15 protein-coding genes are annotated in these 19,406 nt (G+C 41.9%); 11 read left to right on the top strand and 4 right to left on the bottom strand.

From position 1 onward, the window contains the following. The first annotated feature begins 12 nt into the window (after nt 1-12). From RHS_RS06840 to RHS_RS06820, 5 genes are all read left to right on the top strand, one after another. Nucleotides 13-1,575, top strand: a complete 1,563-nt coding sequence (locus tag RHS_RS06840; RefSeq protein ID WP_047832709.1) for a permease — start codon at nt 13-15, stop codon at nt 1,573-1,575. Then, nucleotides 1,572-2,462, top strand: coding sequence for a TIGR03943 family putative permease subunit (locus RHS_RS06835; protein ID WP_047832708.1), 891 nt, complete (start codon nt 1,572-1,574; stop codon nt 2,460-2,462). Before RHS_RS06840 ends, RHS_RS06835 begins: the two co-directional genes overlap by 4 nt. Nucleotides 2,463-2,515: 53 nt before the next feature. Beyond that, nucleotides 2,516-3,505, top strand: a complete 990-nt coding sequence (locus tag RHS_RS06830; RefSeq protein ID WP_047832707.1) for a GTP-binding protein — start codon at nt 2,516-2,518, stop codon at nt 3,503-3,505. A 66-nt stretch (nt 3,506-3,571) separates the two neighbouring features. After that, complete coding sequence (locus RHS_RS06825) at nt 3,572-3,805, top strand: helix-turn-helix transcriptional regulator (protein WP_027292711.1); 234 nt, start codon at nt 3,572-3,574, stop codon at nt 3,803-3,805. Further along, nucleotides 3,789-4,202 (top strand): hypothetical protein, encoded by a 414-nt coding sequence (locus tag RHS_RS06820; protein ID WP_027292712.1) that lies wholly within the window; start codon nt 3,789-3,791, stop codon nt 4,200-4,202. Before RHS_RS06825 ends, RHS_RS06820 begins: the two co-directional genes overlap by 17 nt. Nucleotides 4,203-4,278: 76 nt before the next feature. On the opposite strand, the gene RHS_RS06815 is transcribed toward RHS_RS06820, so the two are convergent. Next, entirely contained in the window at nt 4,279-6,453 is a 2,175-nt protein-coding gene (locus tag RHS_RS06815) for a family 78 glycoside hydrolase catalytic domain (protein ID WP_047832706.1), read from the bottom strand. Between the two features lie 145 nt (nt 6,454-6,598). Between RHS_RS06815 and RHS_RS06810 the strand changes: the two genes are divergently transcribed. After that, nucleotides 6,599-7,459, top strand: coding sequence for an AraC family transcriptional regulator (locus RHS_RS06810; protein ID WP_047832705.1), 861 nt, complete (start codon nt 6,599-6,601; stop codon nt 7,457-7,459). A gap of 82 nt (nt 7,460-7,541) precedes the next feature. Here the strand turns inward: RHS_RS06810 and RHS_RS06805 are convergent, their stop codons facing one another. Beyond that, entirely contained in the window at nt 7,542-9,296 is a 1,755-nt protein-coding gene (locus RHS_RS06805) for a S8 family peptidase (protein WP_027292719.1), read from the bottom strand. 306 nt (nt 9,297-9,602) lie between these two features. Here RHS_RS06805 and RHS_RS06795 point away from each other — a divergent pair, with 306 nt between their 5' ends. The 3 genes from RHS_RS06795 (at nt 9,603) to yicI (ending at nt 13,581) form a co-directional block, all read left to right on the top strand. Then, the gene (locus RHS_RS06795) at nt 9,603-10,181 is read left to right on the top strand and encodes a LemA family protein (RefSeq protein ID WP_027292721.1); all 579 of its coding nucleotides are present in this window, start codon (nt 9,603-9,605) and stop codon (nt 10,179-10,181) included. A 22-nt stretch (nt 10,182-10,203) separates the two neighbouring features. Continuing rightward, nucleotides 10,204-11,007 (top strand): YgcG family protein, encoded by an 804-nt coding sequence (locus RHS_RS06790; RefSeq protein ID WP_052430824.1) that lies wholly within the window; start codon nt 10,204-10,206, stop codon nt 11,005-11,007. Between the two features lie 204 nt (nt 11,008-11,211). Next, entirely contained in the window at nt 11,212-13,581 is a 2,370-nt protein-coding gene (gene yicI / locus RHS_RS06785) for an alpha-xylosidase (RefSeq protein WP_047832703.1), read from the top strand. A gap of 57 nt (nt 13,582-13,638) precedes the next feature. Here the strand turns inward: yicI and RHS_RS06780 are convergent, their stop codons facing one another. Then, nucleotides 13,639-14,592 (bottom strand): AraC family transcriptional regulator, encoded by a 954-nt coding sequence (locus tag RHS_RS06780; protein ID WP_052377676.1) that lies wholly within the window; start codon nt 14,590-14,592, stop codon nt 13,639-13,641. A gap of 69 nt (nt 14,593-14,661) precedes the next feature. Here RHS_RS06780 and RHS_RS30410 point away from each other — a divergent pair, with 69 nt between their 5' ends. Continuing rightward, nucleotides 14,662-16,440 carry a sensor histidine kinase gene (locus RHS_RS30410; protein WP_395021598.1) on the top strand — a complete coding sequence of 593 codons (1,779 nt, stop codon included), beginning with the start codon at nt 14,662-14,664 and terminating at the stop codon, nt 16,438-16,440. A gap of 12 nt (nt 16,441-16,452) precedes the next feature. Then, nucleotides 16,453-17,181, top strand: coding sequence for a response regulator (locus tag RHS_RS06770; protein ID WP_044288918.1), 729 nt, complete (start codon nt 16,453-16,455; stop codon nt 17,179-17,181). 12 nt (nt 17,182-17,193) lie between these two features. On the opposite strand, the gene RHS_RS06765 is transcribed toward RHS_RS06770, so the two are convergent. Continuing rightward, complete coding sequence (locus RHS_RS06765) at nt 17,194-19,356, bottom strand: UvrD-helicase domain-containing protein (RefSeq protein ID WP_047832702.1); 2,163 nt, start codon at nt 19,354-19,356, stop codon at nt 17,194-17,196. Nucleotides 19,357-19,406: the final 50 nt, after the last annotated feature.

The following is a 19,406-nucleotide window of genomic DNA, read 5'->3' as shown; positions in this document are numbered from 1 at the left end:
AGGAGGAGCATTATGACAACACCTTTATATGTAGTTGCCGGCTTCCTGGATAGCGGCAAAACAACATTCATATCCCGGATGCTTCGCCATTGCAGAAGAAAAGAAATACTGGTTCTGCAATTTGAAGAAGGGGAACAGATATTGTATGCCACGCAGCACTGCAAGCTTCTTGGCTGGTCGAAAAAAGAACTGGAGCAATCCTTTGAACGTATTGCAGATGAAATCTGCCAGATAATGCAGCATCAGAAGTTTGATGAAATCTGGGTGGAATGGAATGGGATGGAGGCATTTTCAAAATTGGAACGTATTTTTCTGCAGCTTCGGATGGGCGAACTTTTCCATATCGCAAAAGTGATCTATCTGGCAGATGTGCCTGTGGCGGATATGCTGCTTGGGCAGACCGGAGAAGCACCAATTTCTCAGGTGGCAGCCAGTGACCTGACATTTCTTCGCAATGCAGAGACCAAAGAGGACAGAAGCAGGTTTGAACAGAAGATTCACGGTATTTCCAGATCGGAAGTCCACCTGCTTTCTCAACCGGAAATGAAGCAGACGGTTCAGAAAAAAAGAATGGCACCCTATGTTCCGGCGGCTGCCAGCATAGGGGTAATAGGGAGTCTGATACTGGCGGCACCATTTCTGGAACAAAAAGGGCTGCCACTCAACACCATTCTTACTCTTTTTATGGGGGTATTCCTGCAGGGGGTACCGTTTTTATTGCTGGGCGTTTTGCTGTCTTCGGCAATCCAGGTCTTTTTGCCCCAGAGCTGGATGGAGCGTGTATTTCCGAAAAATCCCATACTTGGAATGTTCATTGGGATGGCAGGGGGATTTTTTCTGCCTGTCTGCGACTGCGCTTCTATACCGGTTTTCAAGAGCCTGCTGAAAAAGGGAGTTCCCATACAGGCAGCCATTTGTTTTATGGCCGCAGCGCCGGTGGTCAATCCGGTAGTACTGCTGTCTACTTACTATGCATTTAACCTGGATATTCGGATTGTAATCTACCGGATGGGGTTGGGACTGCTGTGTGCGTTTTTAATTGGACTTACTTTTTTTCTGAAAAGACCGCAGCAGATCTTAAAAGAAGGGGCTGAGGATTTTGGCTGCTGCAGCTGCGGATGTTACGAAGAGATCGGAGAACAGAAAGGAATTTCTGGTAAAGTCCAACTGTTTTTCAGACATTCCCAGATGGAGTTTTTTAATGTTGGGAAATATTTGATTATCGGAATCTTCATTTCTTCTGTATTTCAGGTGGCTGATTTGAGTTGGCTGAAAGGGCTGGGGACTATCAGCCTGCCAATTGCGCTTTTGGCTATGATTGCCCTTTCATTTTTGTTATCCTTATGTTCTTCTTCGGATGCAGTGGTTGCCAGAAGTATGTCCGGTACGTTTTCCTTTGTGCCAATGATGGGTTTCCTGGTTTTTGGACCTATGATGGATATTAAGAATCTGCTGATGTTAAATGGGTATTTTAAGAAGTCATTTGTAGTCAGGCTGGCATTAACGACTCTCGTTGTCTGCTTTGGCATTGTTCTGATATTTGGTTTGCTGGGAGGAGGCGGTGTAGTTTTATGAAACGTTACGTGAATTATGAAGCGGTACTGGAAGGTGCCTGCTACCTGTTGTTCTCCGTTATGATGTTTGCTATGGCTTACAGTAAAAGTTATCTTATTTTTGTTACACCAAGGATGGAGCCTTTTCTGTATTTTACAGGAATTGTCATGATGATCTGGGCGCTGTCTCGTTTCTGGAAGGCAGGCATACCAAAGTATAAGATGAATATGAACAGATGTCTGATTCTGGTGATTCCATTAATGATTATACTGCTTCCCCATGGATCATTTACGTCCGCTGCAGCAGTTGGAAGCTATTTAAGTGGTGGATCGGGAAAGTCAGAAAAGATGATAGATGGGGGGAATCCAGAAGACGGGCAGGCTTATGCAGGAGAGTCCGAAACGGATGAGACAGATATGAAAGCCGGGAAATCAGTTACAGATGGGACGAATCCGGAAACGAAAGTTAATACCGAGGCTCAGGATAATACCACACCAACTACGCCAAATAAACAAAAACAACCGGTTCCGGCAGGTCTGGATGAGGCAAACAGAACCATAACAGTTCGTGATGAAGATTTTTATAATTGGCTGCTGCAGCTTAGCTATTATTCGGATAAGTATGATGGATATCAGATAACAATGCATGGGACAGTTTACCGGGATCAGTCTTTTGAAGAAAACGAGTTTGCCGTGACCAGGTTATTAATGAGCTGCTGCATAGCAGACCTTTCTCCCTGCGGACCAATATGCATTTGGGATGATGCGTCAAATCTAGAACAGGATAAATGGGTTTCCGTAACGGGAATTTTCCATTATAATAAAGATAAAGGAATTGAAATCCAGGTAACCGGAATAGAAGATGCGGATAAGGCAGAACAGGATTATGTCTATCCAGTAGTTCGTTAAGAAAAATGTGGCGTAGCACGTCTTAATAAATTTCAGCAAGGAGAAGAATCAAAATGACAAAGATAAATATTATATCAGGATTTTTAGGTGCAGGTAAGACAACGTTGATTCAGAAATTACTTCGGGAAGTATTTCAAAAGGAAAAGGTTCTGTTAATTGAAAATGAGTTTGGAGAAATCGGCATCGATGGAGGTCTGTTAAAAGGAACCGGCATTGAGATCCGGGAAATGAATTCGGGATGTATCTGCTGTTCCCTGAAAGGCGAGTTCCGCAAGGCATTGGAGGAGGTGCTGAAAAAATACAGCCCGGATCGTATACTTATTGAACCGTCCGGTGTTGGGAAACTATCAGATGTAATCAAGGCAGTTCAGGAGATGAAAGGGAAACAGTCCGTAATATTGGAAAGCAGCCTTACTGTGGCGGATGTAATGAAGTTTGGTCTGTATCAAAAGAATTTCGGGGAATTTTTTAACGACCAGGTCAGGAATGCAGATACAATTTTGCTGAGCCGGACCGATAAAGCAGACAGAGCAAAAATAATAGAGTGCAGAGAGGAAATCCGTAAAGTCAACCCCAAGGCATCCGTAATTACGACGCCTCTGGAAAAGTTAAAGGGGCTGCAGATTTTAGAAGTAATGGAAGGGAAAGCAGAAGACACCGGGGAAAAAAAGAAGGAAGTTTTCCATGAGAAAGGCGGTCATGAAAAATCCCTTCATCATCGGAATGCACCTCGGGTATGCAGCTGTGAAAGCCATCATCATTCAGATGAAATATTTAGCAGCTGGAGCAAGGAGACGGCAAAGGTTTTTACAAAACAGGAGTTAGAGCAGATACTGAAAAAATTAGATGAGGATACCGTTAACGGCATGGTTTTACGTGCAAAGGGTTCTGTAGAAAGTATAAAAGGAGAGTGGATTTATTTTAATATGGTGCCCGGTGAGTGGAAAATTATAAAAGGCGAACCACAATATACCGGAAAAGTCTGCGTGATCGGGACTTCTTTAGATACAGAAAGGCTGCAGGAATTATTTGTTGACAAATGATATGTTTCGGTATAATATGAAGTTGGCTTCATGAGAAGTCTACTTCACATTAGAAAGAGGTGTTGTATGAAGACTAAAGTTAAGGAACTGCGAACGAGTATGGGATTAACGCAGCAGCAGCTTGCTGACCTGGTTCATGTTTCGTCAAGAACGATTATTTCTATCGAAAAAGAACAATATAATCCATCTCTAATGCTGGCATACCATATTTCTGAAATATTTGACGTAAGTATTGAGGATTTATGCTGTCTAAAAGAAAACTCGAAAATGGAGGAAAAAGAGAATGAAAGTAAAAAATAAACGTGGTTTAGTTATTGGAATTATGACAGCAATTTTATCTATTGTATGTTTCATTTCCTATTTCGGCTATTATGAAAAGAGACTCATGATATCAGGCGTTTTGCTGGCAGCTTTATCAGCAGTTAACTTTATAAGAGGGTTTTCGAAAAAGGGTGTTTTAGAAGAGTTGGCAGAAAACACGGATGAAAGAGATTTATATCTGGTTATGAAAAGCAGTCATTTAGTCATCAAGGCTATGAATTATGTGATATGCGGTCTAACCTTTACCTTCACACTTTTATATGGAATCTTTAAGTATCAATATTATTTAGTCATAGCCGGGACATTATGTGCAGTGCTTGTTCTAATGTTTCTTATATACCTGGCCGTTAATATTTATCTGGAAAAACACGAATAATCCAAATGCTGAACGAGTCTTCTTTGAAACTTTATCCAGCAGCTGCCCAGTACTGCGGCAGCTGCTATCAGATAGATTATTTAATTTTACTATAGAAAAGATAACTGCCTTTTTCTAAATGATATTCATGTCCGGCAATTACTATATCAGCTGCTACAGGAGTTACTATCTCATAGCGCCATGATGCATCTTCGATTTTCCAGCCGGAGCGGATAATTCCATGCCGCGTTTCCAGTGTTGCTTCCAGCCAGTCAAGCCTCTGATCCGGCATAGGAGCAATTCGAACTTTTTCATAACCAGGATATTCCTCCAGAGGCGTAATGCCTGCAGCTACTCCATATACCCAGTCCGCTACGGAGCCATACGCATAATGGTTATAGGAGTTCATATCTTTACTCCAAAAATCTCCGTTTTCCTTAATTCCATCCCAATGTTCCCAAATAGTAGTAGCACCTTTTGTGATTGGATACAGCCAGGAGGGGTAAGTTTCTCTCAGCAGAAGGTCATATGCGAGCTGTGTATAACCATATTCGCTTAAAACATGCAGCAGATACGGCGTTCCCACAAAACCTGTCTGAAGCTGTTTACCACAGCTTTTCACGAGATCTGCAAGCTGGTCTGCTGCAGCCTGGCAGTCAGGTGCCAGTTTAAAATATACCGCAAGCACACATTCGGTCTGTGTATGATACTCAGTATAAGTCTTTCGGAAAGCTGTTAAGATTTTCTTGTAGAGTGTCTCATATTCTGCAACATCTTCTTCTAAAACTTTACCGGCTTTTATTACCAGCGAGGTGGAATATGCATAAAATGCAGATGCAATAAAATCTTCCCTGGAGGATCCTTTATAGCTGCCATCCGGTGCGTCCAGTCCCAGCCAGTCTCCGAAATGGATTCCGCCGGTCCAGAGGTATTCATCTTTTGTATGGGTGGTAATATATCCAATCCATTTTTTCATACAATTGAATTGGGATTTTAATATTTCATCGTTGCCGTAAGCTAAGTAGAGTTCCCAGGGACAGATTGTGGCAGCATCTGCCCAGGCAGCACTGCTATCCGGATCATCCAGCAAATTGGGTATTACATGGCCTACCTGCCCATCCTCTTTCTGGTCTGCTGCCATATCGCCCAGCCATTTCGTGAAAAATTTTTCTACGTCGTAATTCAGGCATGCCGTTCTAATAAATACCTGTGCGTCTCCGGTCCAGCCAAGGCGCTCATCTCTCTGGGGACAATCGGTTGGAACATCTACAAAATTACCTTTCTGACCCCATATAATATTATCGAAGAGTTTATTCAGCAATGGATTCGAGCAACGTAAAAATCCGGTTCTTTTCATTTCGGAATGAACAGCCACAGCAGTAAAATTCTCTGGTTTTGCAGCGGACACAGCAACCGGAAATTTATCAATACGAATATAACGGAAGCCAAAGAACGTGAGCTTTGGTTTGTAGATCTGGTGCCCGTCTTTGCAGATATAATGCAATTGTGCCTTGGCGGAACGGTAATTCTCGGTATAGAAATTACCATCCTGATCCATAACTTCGGCATGGGACAGCAAAACTTCTTCACCTGCTTTGGCATCAACTTCAATCTCAATATAACCGGTAACCTCCTGACCGAAATCAACTACGGTCTCTCCGCATGGGGTTGTAAAAATACATGCGGCAGAAACTCTTTCCTGTTCCCGTATCTCTTCACCCTGCTGTGAGATCAGTGTATCAAAAGGTCCGTCAAAAGTACACACTTCTGTCTCATCGGCAGATTGGAAAGAAGCATCATAGGTTTCCCCGTCATAAATTTCTGAAAAACGGACATTGCTTTCGGCAGCAGTCCATGTCTCATTTGTCATAATTGTTTCTTTACTGCCATCTTCGAAGACAATATCTAGCTGTGCCAGAAGTCCTGCAGGATTTTGCTGTAATGCAGACTGCACTTTTGAACTGGCCCATCCTGGCATCCTGCTGCGGTACCAGCCTTTTCCTACGGTGACAAGAAGCAGATTTTCTTCGCCCAGCAGATCCGTTACATCATATACCTGATATTGGAGCCTTTTTTTGTAAGAAGTCCAGCCTGGTGCAAGGATGAACTCACCTACCCGGCTGCCGTTTATCAGAGCTTCATACACCCCCAGAGAGGTGATTGTCAGTGTTGCTTTTTTTACTTTTTCAGTAGTCTGAAATTTCTTTTTAAACATAGGACACACATCGCCCATTTCAAGTGAGGGTTTAATCCATTTTGCCTTCCATTCCATAAAAGTTACCTCCATTTTACGTAAATTTCCTGAGATTGTAAATTTCTTTAAGTATGTATGGTTGTTTCTTGACATTAATGATACCAGAGAATAAAATGGAAAAAAAGACCTGATTTCTACTTAAATAGGGGGTGAATTTATCTTTATGGAGAAAAAAAGTACGATTGATATGAAGCAGATTGCTTTAGGAGATAAAGAAAATCTGGTGATGATGCCTTGCAGCCAGGATGATATGGAAAGCCATGACCATCGTTTTTTTGAACTGGTTTATGTAACCTGCGGCACTTGTATCCATACCTTGAATGATGTAAGCAGCGAGCTTACGCAGGGGGATTATTTTATAGTGGATTATGGGAGCGTCCATTGTTATTCCCAGAGCAGGAATCTGAATCTGATTAACTGTCTGTTCCTTCCGGAAGTTATAGATAACACACTGCATGGGTGCCATTCATTCGATGCACTGATACAGGGGTGTCTCATCCGGTACTATACACCATCACTCATGCAGACTCCGGCTAACTGTATCTTTCATGACGAAGACAAGAGGGTTTTGCAGCTGCTGACCGGTATGTCAGAAGAATACCGGGAAAAAAGACCGGGGTATACGGAGATTTTCCGCTGCAGACTGATCGAAATTCTGATACTTACTCTGCGTGGTATAGTAAAGAGCAATGTGAGAATCACTAAAAATGAGATTGTTTTAGATGCGATTCAATATGTGGACAGGAATTACAGGGAGCACATCACGCTTGGAATGTTCTGTCAGGAGCATCATTTCAGCCTGCAGTATATAAGCAGGAAGTTCAAACAGGAGACCGGAATTACTTTTCGGGAATACCTGCAGAAGATTCGAATAGAGAAAAGCTGTGTGCTGCTTGCCGGAAGCGATTTGCGGATATCTGAAATAGCAAGTGCCGTGGGATATGATGATATTAAGTTTTTTAACAGTATGTTTAAAAAACTTGTTATGATGTCTCCCAGAGAATATAGGAAGCTGATGCCATAACAGGATGGTACAGCACCAAATCCAGTCAATACAGAACACTGCATCTTCTGAATTTGGTACTTTCCCACCCAAAGCCCGTTATCTACTCACGAAGCCTGAGAATCGTCTGATAGAGATTGAGCGTACCCATACCCCACTCCCTGTTCGGATAAACATACGCAGGATTTCGGTCAGCACCACGGATTAAATAGGTTCTGATAGAATTTGCATTCATACCGGGATTATGTCCTTGCACAATGCCCCAGGTCATCAGATTGGCTGCAGCGCCTGCAACATGTGCTGCGGCTACGGAAGTTCCGGTCTGATAGGTCATGGGTATGCCGGATTCTGCAGGTATGCCGGACACAGCAGGGCCATATACATTCACTCCGGGTGCAACCAGGTTTGGCTTCAGAAAGTTAATGCGGTTATACCCATAGCTGGAATGAATATACAGACTGCCATCCCGATGGTTGTAGGCGCCGACAGTAATACAACTGTAGGCATTTGCCGGTTCTGTGATTGTAGTAAACGGATTTGGTTTTAAAAAAACGGTTGAGCTGGAAATAAATCCCTGAATCGGGAGCCACATATGGTAATTACCGGTTATAAAAAGATAATTATACACGCGGATTCTCCAAATTCCCGGTGTAGGCGACTGAAACCGCATAGTGATAAACTGACTGCCGGAGCCCATTTCCGATATGTCGTAATGAACTGTAATCTGTGTGTTTTCCAGTGTGAAAGTCACATGTGTGTCTCTTTCCTCGATCAAGGGAATGCGTGGGATCGTTTGTCCGGTAGGTGATACAAAACCGACGGTGTAAAGTTCCGGGGGAGATGACCATAGTTCAACCACAAATCCTTTTTCATCAACGCCAACGGATACTTCTGCATCCTCATATTCCAAACCGGTTTTGATATTGCCTAAAAAATGATGGTACATTCCTACTTCATTTCCGGCAGCTACAACTGATGCAAATCCTGTCATCAGATTTAATCTTCTTAACAGCAGCCCAAGCGGCGATGTTCCTTCATGGCTTCCCATGTTAGTCCCAAGTCCGAGACAAATGATCAATGGCATTTTATATCGGGCAGATATAAGTGTCAGATATTTAATTCCCATCATAATATCATTTTCCTGATATGCTACAGCAGAGTCCTGTATTAAGTAGAAATCCCGTAAATATTGTTTTGCAGGTTTGAGTTTAACGACTGCAATATTACATTCCGGCGCGGCTCCGATAAAATCTCCATTTGGTGATTGTGTACCTGCGGCTATGCCAGCCAGAAAGGTTCCATGTCCGTTGGTGTCTGTACTTGGAACTAACTCTAATGGATTTTCGGATGCCAGAGCTTCATTAATTTCGGTATTCGTAAATTCTGTTCCATAAATAATGGTGTCATTTACAGTGAAACCTGGTATTCCCGGCGGTAATTTCTGGGGAATTTCCAAAGACGGTAAGGTCTGATCCCAAATTCCCAAAATACGGGAACTGCCATCTGAAAGCCGGAATAACGGATTTTGATAGTTGATTCCGGTATCAATAAATCCAATAATAGTTCCCTGTCCCCGCAAATTCAAAAGAGGTTGTTCAATGGTATCCAATATACCGGATGCTTCCATGCTGGATGTATCGAGAGTGGTATAAAGATTTGGAATAGAATAATATTCGTATTTTTCTGTAGTTATTGGAGCTGCTTCCTGCATGGGAATATATACTATAGAAAATTGGTTGTCGACATAATCCCCACATGCCGAAGGATTGTTCTGAAGTGTATCATCTAAACTATAATTGCTATTCGATATGATAAAATCAGCAAACTCTTCAGAGGCAACATTTTGATTGCATTCCATGAAATTCTCCCAGAATCATTTTCTACAATATATGTAAATCGCCGGAAAGAAAGACCATAGTTCTTATTTTTCGCAGAAAGCCTGTTTTTAGTTTGTTTTTATGTATAGAAAGATAAAAAATTACTATAATAAAAATCTGAATGGATTACAAAGGATAGTAAATACTAATATAGAATTAAGAAAGAGAAAACGTTCATACTATAAAAATAAATATAATATATTTCAAATAAGGCAGCAGAATCAACAGAAATCAATAGGAGGCGGCAGCATTGCTGATGTTAACGGCAATGTGCAGAGGGTGAAAACATGAAAAGATCTGGAAGTAAAATCGCAATATGGGTAATTGTTGGAATTATTGTAATACTGGTAGTTGTTGGTATCAGCCAGTATAATTCCCTGGTAGGAATTAATGAAAATGTGGAAAATCAGAGGGCTAATATTGATACGATGCTCCAAAGAAGAGTAGATCTCATTCCCAATCTGGTAAATACGGTAAAAGGTTATGCAGAACATGAGAAAGAGGTAATCGAAGATGTAAGCAATGCCAGAGCAAAACTGGCAGGAGCTGCAAGTATGGAAGAAAAGGCAGATGCTGACAATCAATTGTCCGGTGCACTGAGCAGACTGCTTATGGTTGTGGAAAATTATCCGGATCTAAAAGCAAATCAACAGTTTATCGCTCTTTCTGATGAACTTGCGGGCACGGAAAACCGGATTGCAGTTGCAAGAAAAGACTATAATGATGCAGTGAAAAATTATAACCAGAAAATAAGAAGATTTCCTTCCAACATTTTTGCTAATCTGCTGGGATTTGAGAAAGCAGAATATTTCCAGGCTGCCGAAGGGGCGCAGCAGGTACCGGAAGTCAATTTTGAGGGGCAATAGGAGATGGTATGGTAGGAGTCATATGAAAAAAATAAAAAATATTTTTGCATATAGCCTTATGGTTACGATGGTGCTGATGCTGGCTTATTTACCGGTAAAAGCGGCAGCCGGTATTCAGGCTCCCACAAGAGAGTTTTATGTAAATGATTTCGCAGGACTTTTGAGTAATGAAACGAAACAATATATGATTGCACAGAGTAAATTGCTAAATGACAAGTCGAAAGCACAGGTTGTTGTATCAACGATACAGACCCTGGATGGAAATTCTATTGAAGATTACGCCAATGAGATGTTCCGGGAATATGGAATTGGTGATAAATCCAAGAACTCCGGTGTCTTAATTCTTCTGGCTTTACAGGAAAGAGAAGTTAGAATTGAAGTGGGATATGGACTTGAGGGGGCGATTAATGATGCCAAGGCAGGAAGAATCATCCGCAATCTGGGTACACCGGCTTTAAAAGAAGATAATTGGGACTTGGGGATGAAGACCATGTTTACCGGTGTATTAAAGGAAGTGTACGCAGAATATAACCTGGAAGAACCATCTAACCTGGACGATGCCAATATACAAGAGGGCTTTGCTGATGAGGATTACGGGGAATCATCAAATGGAGGTTCGTTTATCAGCATAGGTCTGATATTATTTTTTATCGTAATCTTCTTAAGAGGCGGCGGCAGAGGCGGACGCGGCGGCGGATTCTTTGGAGGCCCATTTGGCGGTGGCTCTTTCGGCGGCGGCTCCTTCGGGGGCGGTTCCTTCGGTGGCGGCGGATCCTTTGGCGGAGGCGGTTCTTCAGGCGGCGGCGGGGCTTCCGGGAGATTTTAAAAGTCCATGCAATTCCCCATGCCAAACAATTTCAGCTTAAATTGGGGTTTAGCTGAGTAAGGGACGCTTTGAAGATAGAGGTAGTGCGCGGAAAATAAAATAGCTAATTTGCATAATAAAAAAGACAAATAAGCCCATGTTTAATTTATCAATTCTGTATATACTTTTTACAACAAGAAAAATTGATAATACAGGAGGGAAAACATGAGGTTTACAGATGGAATATGGGAAGAAGCAAAGGGAATCAGGCAGCATAAAGTACACTCATTATGGGAGTATAAGATTTCAGATGAGGGGATTGAGGTATTCGTCCCCTGTGCTGAAATCCGGGATTTAAATGATACTACATACGGACCTGCAATGACGGTATGGTTTACTTCCCCCAGAAGGGATGTTATCAAAATCAGGGTGAACCATTATGACGGAAAAATCGAAAAAGGACCTGAATTTAAGTTATTTCAGGAGCAGACAGACCTGCAATTTGCAGATACGGAAGAAACCATTTCGATGACCAGCGGCAAAACTACGGTAATCATAGAAAAAAAAGGAGAATTTGCTTTCAGCTTTTTTTATGAAGGGAAGAAAATGGTTTCCAGTAAAGACAGGAGCCTGGCATATGTGACAGATTTGGATTATGAGGCAGACCAGTGGTGTGACTTCAATCATTGTCCGCCGCGTCCCCATTATATGAAGGAAACCTATATGAGAGAGCAGCTTTCGCTAGGGGTAGGGGAATATATCTATGGTTTGGGGGAGAGATTCACATCACTCGTTAAAAATGGCCAGACGATCGAAATATGGAATAAAGACGGCGGAACATTTGGCGATCAGAGCTATAAAAATATTCCGTTCTATCTGTCTAATTACGGATACGGCGTGCTGGTAAATCATCCTGAGCATATTACATTTGAAGTGGGAACGGAGAATGTGAGAAAAGTGCAGTTCAGTGTGGAGGGTGAGACTCTGGAATATATGGTAATCGGAGGGGGTACACCGAAGCAGGTTCTTGGAAATTATACTGCGCTGACAGGAAGAAGCCCGGTTCCGCCGGCATGGTCCTTTGGGCTTTGGCTGTCTACCAGCTGGACACCGAGTTATGAGCCGGAAGTGGTGCACGGTTTTGTGGATGAAATGAAGAAAAGGAATATTCCCCTTGGCGTATTCCATTATGATGCAGGATGGATGAAGCCATTTGAACTCTGCAACTTTAAATGGGACAGCAAATTTAAAGATGTGAAGGGGATGTTAGCCAAAATAAAGGAAAATGGTGTTAAAATCTGTGTTTGGATTAATCCGTACATAGGACAGCGTTCTGAATTGTACCGGGAAGGAAAAGAATACGGTTATTTACTCACACGGAAAGACGGAAGCATCTGGCAGAGTGATCTTTGGATGCCCGGACAGACCATTGTAGATTTCACAAATCCTGATGCGTGCCGGTGGTTTGCAGGGAAATTAGAGGAATTGCTGGATACGGGAGTAGACTGCCTGAAGACGGATTTTGCGGAAAGAATACCCACAGAGGTGCAGTGGTTTGATGGATCTGATCCCAAAAAAATGCATAATTACTACACCTTTCTATATAACCGGACGGTTTATGAAATGCTTAAGCGCAAAAAAGGGGAACGGGATGCCTGCGTATTTGCACGGTCCGCAACGGTAGGAACCCAGCAGTTCCCGGTAAACTGGGGCGGAGATAACCTGGCAACGTATGAATCTATGGCGGAGAGCCTAAGAGGAGGCCTGTCCTTCTGCCAGTCCGGTTTCGGATTTTGGGCGCATGATATCAGTGGATTTGACAGCACCGCCACACCGGATCTATACAAGAGATGGTCGGCATTTGGTCTTTTATCTACCCACAGCAGGCTTCATGGACATGATTCCTACCGTGTGCCCTGGATGTTTGATGAAGAAGCCTGTGATGTACTGGGATTTTTCACCAGGTTAAAATGCTCTCTGATGCCCTATTTGTTTTCTCAGGCAGTGCAGGTTCATGAACAGGGGATACCGATGATGAGGGCTATGATGCTTGAATTTCCGGAAGATCCAAATTGTGCATATCAGGACAGGCAGTATATGTTAGGTGACAGCCTTTTGGCAGCACCTGTATTCCGTGAAGACGGCATAGCAAACTACTATGTACCGGAGGGTAACTGGACCAATTGGATAACAAAAGAAAAATTAGTGGGAGGCAGATGGTATACACAGAAGTTTGATTATTTTTCCCTGCCGCTGTTAGTGAAGCCGAATACACTGCTGGCAGTGGGAGACCGAGATGACTGTGCCGAATATGACTACTGCAGAAATGTGACGTTCCATCTGATTGAACCGGAAGAGGGAAAGAGCATAAAAGCCGTAGTGTACAAGAAGGAACTGAATGATAAATTAGAGCTTCAGGCAGAGAAGAACGGGGATATCTTAACGGTGACGGCCACACATGATTCAGGCTGGAAGCTGTGTTTGGAAAATCCTTGCAGCAATACTGGAGGCAGAGGAAGTCTGGAAGAAGAAGGTAATCAGACATATCTGATTCCGGAAGCGGGTTGTAAGGAATATAAAATTAAGGTATTATAATTACAGGGACAGGTGCGGTTATGAAAGAATGGAAGTTTTCTTTCATAATGGCGCCTGTCAAACATGATCAAGTTCCAGCTCAGGATAATAACTGCATAATATGGAGAAGTTTTCACTCAGAGACTCATTGGTAAGGGAACACTCCCGGATATAAGGGATAGGGACAGGGGCGCTTTGTTTTTCTCTTAAACGGCGGCGGTACTGACCGGGGGTACAGCCGAAATATTCCTCTGATAGCTGGTTCAGATACTTGATGTCTGAGAAACCGCTGGCAATGCAGATATCCAGGATACTGCTATCGGTCTCGGTAAGCAGATTGAGGGCTTTTTCAAAACGAAGCTGCTTCATATAGTTCTGAAAAGAAATGCCCAGGGTTTTTTTGAACAGGTGGGACAGATAATGCAGAGACAGTCCTTTCTGCTCAGAAATATCGGAAAGCAGCAGCTTTTCCGTATAGTGGTTTTCTATGTGGTTAAGGATACTCTGCATACGGAATATATTTTTCTCACGGCTGCTTCGTTCCTGCATGTCCAACAGGCCGTAAGGCAGATTTAGGAGCATCTGTTCCGTCAGCAAATTTAATAGCCCGATACAATGGAGGGAAAAATAATCCGGTTCCCGGAAAAAAGAGGAAGCCATCTGAAGCATTAGTTTTTGCAAGGTTGTGTATTTGCTGCAGGAACACAGCAGGTTTTGATGAAAATAGGTATATTCAAAGGACGGATAATAACTGCGGCAGAAGGATGAGGAAAACTGGACAGCCAGCACAAGCCCTTTTCCGGAGGTGCAGGTAAGCCGATGGGTTTCATAACTGTTAAAAACAATCATGTCATGTTCTTTGGCAATGGGGTTATCCGGCAGAGAAGTTATAGTAAGCGTTCCATCCAATACCAAAAGTAATTCCATGTCGCTGTGCCAGTGCTGGGGAGTGCATTGGAAAATTTCAGCCAGAAATATTTTGCAATAACTTGTTTTACTGTGTTTGATATATTCAAATTCGTGATTAGGCATAAGTCGTTCCTCCTGAATTTTAATGTAATCGTTTTTAGGAGAAAAGTCAAGATAAGGTAAGAGAAGAAAATGACAGAGAAAAAAGATAAAAAAGTAATGCAGCTGAAGAATAAGATTGTGCTGGGATACATATTGCTGGGGATCATTCCGTGTATCCTCATCGGAATTGGCAGTTATCTGGTATACAGCCGCAGCATCAATTCCAAAATAGAGGCAATTGTGGATAACAACGCACAGAGGGATCTGCAGGTAATTGAAGAACGGCTGAAGTCCAACCGGAATATTCTCTATAATATCGTAACGGACAGGGAGCTTCTAAAATTGGTCCGAAAAATGGATCAGGCCGGCAGGGAGGGGGAATATACGTACAAATCAAAGATCCTGGAAAAAATTCAGAGTTTCACATCTATTTATGACAATGTAAACAGTATTACTTATTTAAGTGACAGCGACGAATATATTTTATACGATAAGCGGCTGGGACGTCTGGAGACAATATGGAATAACCGGATCTACCGGGATTATTTTTACCTGAATGTATGGGATCAGGACGAAGTGGTATATCTTCCCACCCTTTGCCTTACGGAGAACCGGGAAGAAAAAATCTACTCTTTCTTTTTGTCGTATCCCCTAAAGGATGCGGTTACGAAAGAAAAGTTCGGGATCATTGTAGTGGGCGTGGACGAGGATATGTTTCATTATACGAAAATCAGCAATAATCAAATGAAGAAATATATGGAGGAACTGGGCATTACTACGTATGTGATTGATAACCGCAGTAAGGTAATTGCTGCAGAAAACAGGGAACTGATAGGCAGTGATTTTGAAACAGCAGCCAATGCCGTCGGAAATGGCAGTAATCACAGGATATTCTTTAATGAAATTGAAGGAACAGGCTGGCAGCTGGTACAGGTTATTGACAAAACACTGCTGTTTCAGGATGTGACATTTTTTAGGCAGATCAGCTTTTTAATCGTAGCTGTTATCATGGGGTCCTTTACACTCCTGACGGTTACAATTACGAACCGCTTATCCCGCTCTATTATAAAAACGGCACGGTATATTGAAGAGTACCAGCCTGGAGAGACAAAAGTTCTGCCCCGTCTGGAGGAAAAGGATGAATTGGTATCGATCATCTATCAGTTTGATAAGATGCGGGGTAAAAATGAGAAGCTGATACAGGAGCTAAAAGATAAGAACTATGAAATTATGACCATGTCCAACCGGCAGAGAAAGGCAGAACTCAAGGCATTAGAAGCTCAGATTAATCCTCATTTTTTATATAATACCCTGGATTCCATCAATTGGATTGCCATAGAGAATGATCAGGAAGAGATCAGTCAGATGCTGAGTTCACTGGGGAGCCTGCTGCGGTACAGTGTTACGAATATAGATATGCAGGTACCGCTGGAAGTGGAGCTGGAATGGATGAAAAAATACACCTTTTTGCAGCAGAAAAGATTTAACGATTCCTTTGTGTGCCAATATGACATTGAGGAGGAGTCACTGAACTATCCAATTTATAAAATGCTGCTGCAGCCGATTATTGAAAATATTATTCTTCATGGTTTCCAGGATAAAAAGCAGGGAGGAGTTATCTCTGTTAAGGCGGAGGTTTTAGAAGATGGGAAATTAATGATATTCATTGAGGATAACGGATGTGGTATTAAACCCGATATCCTAAAGCGGATTCACAATGATATCTCCAATAAAACGCCTCTTAACAGCGAGAGTATCGGTATCAGCAACATTGTAAACCGAACGAATCTGTATTACAAAGGTGAAGCACAGATCCAAATTGAGAGTGAACCGGGAAGGGGAACAAAAGTCATTTTAATGATTCCATAAGGGGTGAACTATATGCGTATTGTAGTAGTAGAAGACGAACTGCGGGTGCGGCATAGTCTGGTTAAGTGTATTGAGAAAATAAATCCGGAATACTGCGTAGTCGCAGAAGCGGATAATGGTTATGAAGGAATGAAGGCTGTCAGAGATTTTGAGCCGGATGTAGTAATTACAGACATACAGATGCCAAAAGTAGACGGACTGAGTATGATCAGGCAGCTGAAAAACATGAGCCTGAATCCGGTCTTTATCATACTGAGCGGTTATGCGGAATTTGGTTATGCCCAGGAGGGAGTAAGACTTGGCATCCGTGATTATCTTCTAAAGCCGATCACGGTGAATAATCTGCGGGAAACGCTGGCGAATATTGAAAACAGAGGCAGGGAGGAGCAGCCCAAAGAGGAGAAGCACTACTCCGCCTGTATCTGCGCAATGGTGGAAACCATACATAAAGAATACGGTAAACACCTGGGTCTGGATTTGTTTGCCTGCAAGTATAAAATGGCACCGGAGTATCTGAGCACATTATTTGCCAAAGAGACTGGCAAGACCTTTTCCAATTACCTGAAAGAAGTAAGAATGCAGAAAGCAAAACAGTTATTGGAAGAAACAGATATGAAGATCTATGAGATCGCATGCCAGACCGGCTACCCGGACCAGAAATATTTTTCCAAGGTGTTTAAAGAATATGCAGGGGTATCGGCGAAACAGTATGTTTCAAGTTTAAAGCGTGGGTTTAGCTGAGCAAAACCCTAACTACAACAGCGGACTCATATCTCCCGGGCAGAACAGATTAAGCCGGTGAAGTGCCCTTGTACATGCAATATATAAAAGGTTTTTGTCATCTTCATTGTTATAATTCAGGGCATCGGTGTCACATATTAAAACAGCATCAAACTCAAGTCCTTTTGACATATAGACAGGAATGATAAACACGCCGTGAAGGTCAGCCACACTTTCGTTTTTTATTAACTGAAGATCAATCTTGTCCTTTAAGGAATCAAACAGCCTAAGGGCATTTCTTTCACTTTTACAGATAAGTCCGATGGAGCGATATCCCTTTTCCATACAGGTGTTTACTTCTTTAAGGATCATACCGCTAAGAGCTGACGGGTCAGAAGCAGCATGAATTTCCGGTGCATCGCCCTGGCGGTTAAAGCTCTTGATACCTGGGTTATGTTCAATAAATTTCAAACTATAATTCAGGATCTCATTGGTGCAGCGGAAACTTTTATCCATGGTAACCAGAGATGATTTTTTCTTATTCAGAATACTGCTGATCTGATCGTAAAGCGATAGATTTTCCTGTTTCCCCAGGGTCTGGTTCATATCTCCTAAAATGGTAAATTTGGAATTCGGAAATAATAAATTGAAAATTTCAAATTGCAGAGGATAATAATCCTGGGCTTCATCAATTACCACCTGTTTGATGCTTTTATAGTCGTTTGTTCCATATATCTTCAGATGCAAATAAGCCAGAACAGCTGCATCATCATAATGCAAAAGGTTAGAGTCTAAGTTTTCCTGTGTGAATTCTAAAATTTCTTCCATGTATTCATTATGCTCTAAGTCATCTGCTAAGCTATAAAAATATTCTTTATCAAGGAATAACTGTCTGTACAGGTCTGAAATATTGAGTTCTGTGAATTTTTTTATTTCTTCTTTTATCAAAGATTCCTGAGCTTTTGACAAACGTTTTTTCTGTGCTGCATTTACAGATTCCAGAATAAAAGTCTCTAATTGTTTTAATTTCATTCCCAAAGGAGTTTCTGCTCTTCCGGATATTTTATATCTCATTATATCTTTGCTTACAATACACTTGTTATCATAATAGACATCTTCAAAGGCGATCCATCTCTGGGGCAAATCCGAAATAAATCGGTCAATCATTTCCAGAAATCTCCGGGAGGTTTTGAATTCGATACTGCTTTTTATAACCTTGCGGTATTCGGGACTTGTGATCAGGTTTTCTAAAAACTGGTTTCTTGACTGTAAATGTACATTCGGGAATAGTTTTGTAATAATTTCTTCGAACACCATGGAAACAACATTACTTTCGCCGAGTTCCGGCAATACGTCAGAGATATACTGTTCAAATAGTGAGTTTGGAGAGATAATAATAATATTATTCGCAGAAAGTTTCACCTGCAGGTCCTGATACATCAGGTATGCAGCCCTATGGAGGGCAATGGAAGTTTTTCCGCTCCCGGCCACGCCCTGCACCATCATCAGGTCATTTTCCATGTCTCTTATCACAATATCCTGTTCTTTCTGTATGGTTTCAATTATGGTTTTCATTTTTGAAGAAGTATTCTTAGACAATAGCTGTCTTAAAAACTCGTCTACAATCTGAACATCGGCGTCAAAAAAGTATTCCAGTTTGCCGCAGCTTATTTCAAACTGGCGCTTTAAGTTAACCTCTCCGTTAATTCTCCCGCTGGGGGCATCATAAAATACCGGCCCTGTTAAAAAACGGTAAAAGACACTTGCAATTGGCGATCTCCAGTCGTAGATGTACAATTCGTGTGTAGTGAGGTTTTTCAAAGAAGAACGTCCGATATATATTTTTTCAAAAGTATCTTCATCATCGAACTTAAAATCAATTCGGGCAAAATATGGGGATTTGATCAAATTTTCCAACAGAAATATTTTGTTCTCCACCTCTTCATAGTCTGCAATTTTATCCAGAACCGGATTCACATATTGGCTTAACTCAGCGAGAGCTTCAAAACCTTCCGATGACCAGAGCCCTGATATAGAGTGTGACGTATTTTCGCGCATCTCTTTTTTTGCTGAAATAATGGCTGACTTATTCTCTTCGTTGTTCTGTCTTGCCTTTTCCAGTTGTTCCTCTGCTAAAGATATCGTTTGTTCCAGCCTTTTGTTTTCAAATTCTAATTCAGATTGATTATTTACCATTATGAAAAACACCTCTCATCCAGAATTGGCCGGAACTTAGTCCCATAGCC

This window comes from Robinsoniella sp. RHS, assembly GCF_001029355.1.
GTDB lineage: Bacteria > Bacillota > Clostridia > Lachnospirales > Lachnospiraceae > Robinsoniella > Robinsoniella peoriensis.
Note: the sequence above shows the minus strand (reverse complement) of the source record. Positions and strands in the feature narration are given on the sequence as shown.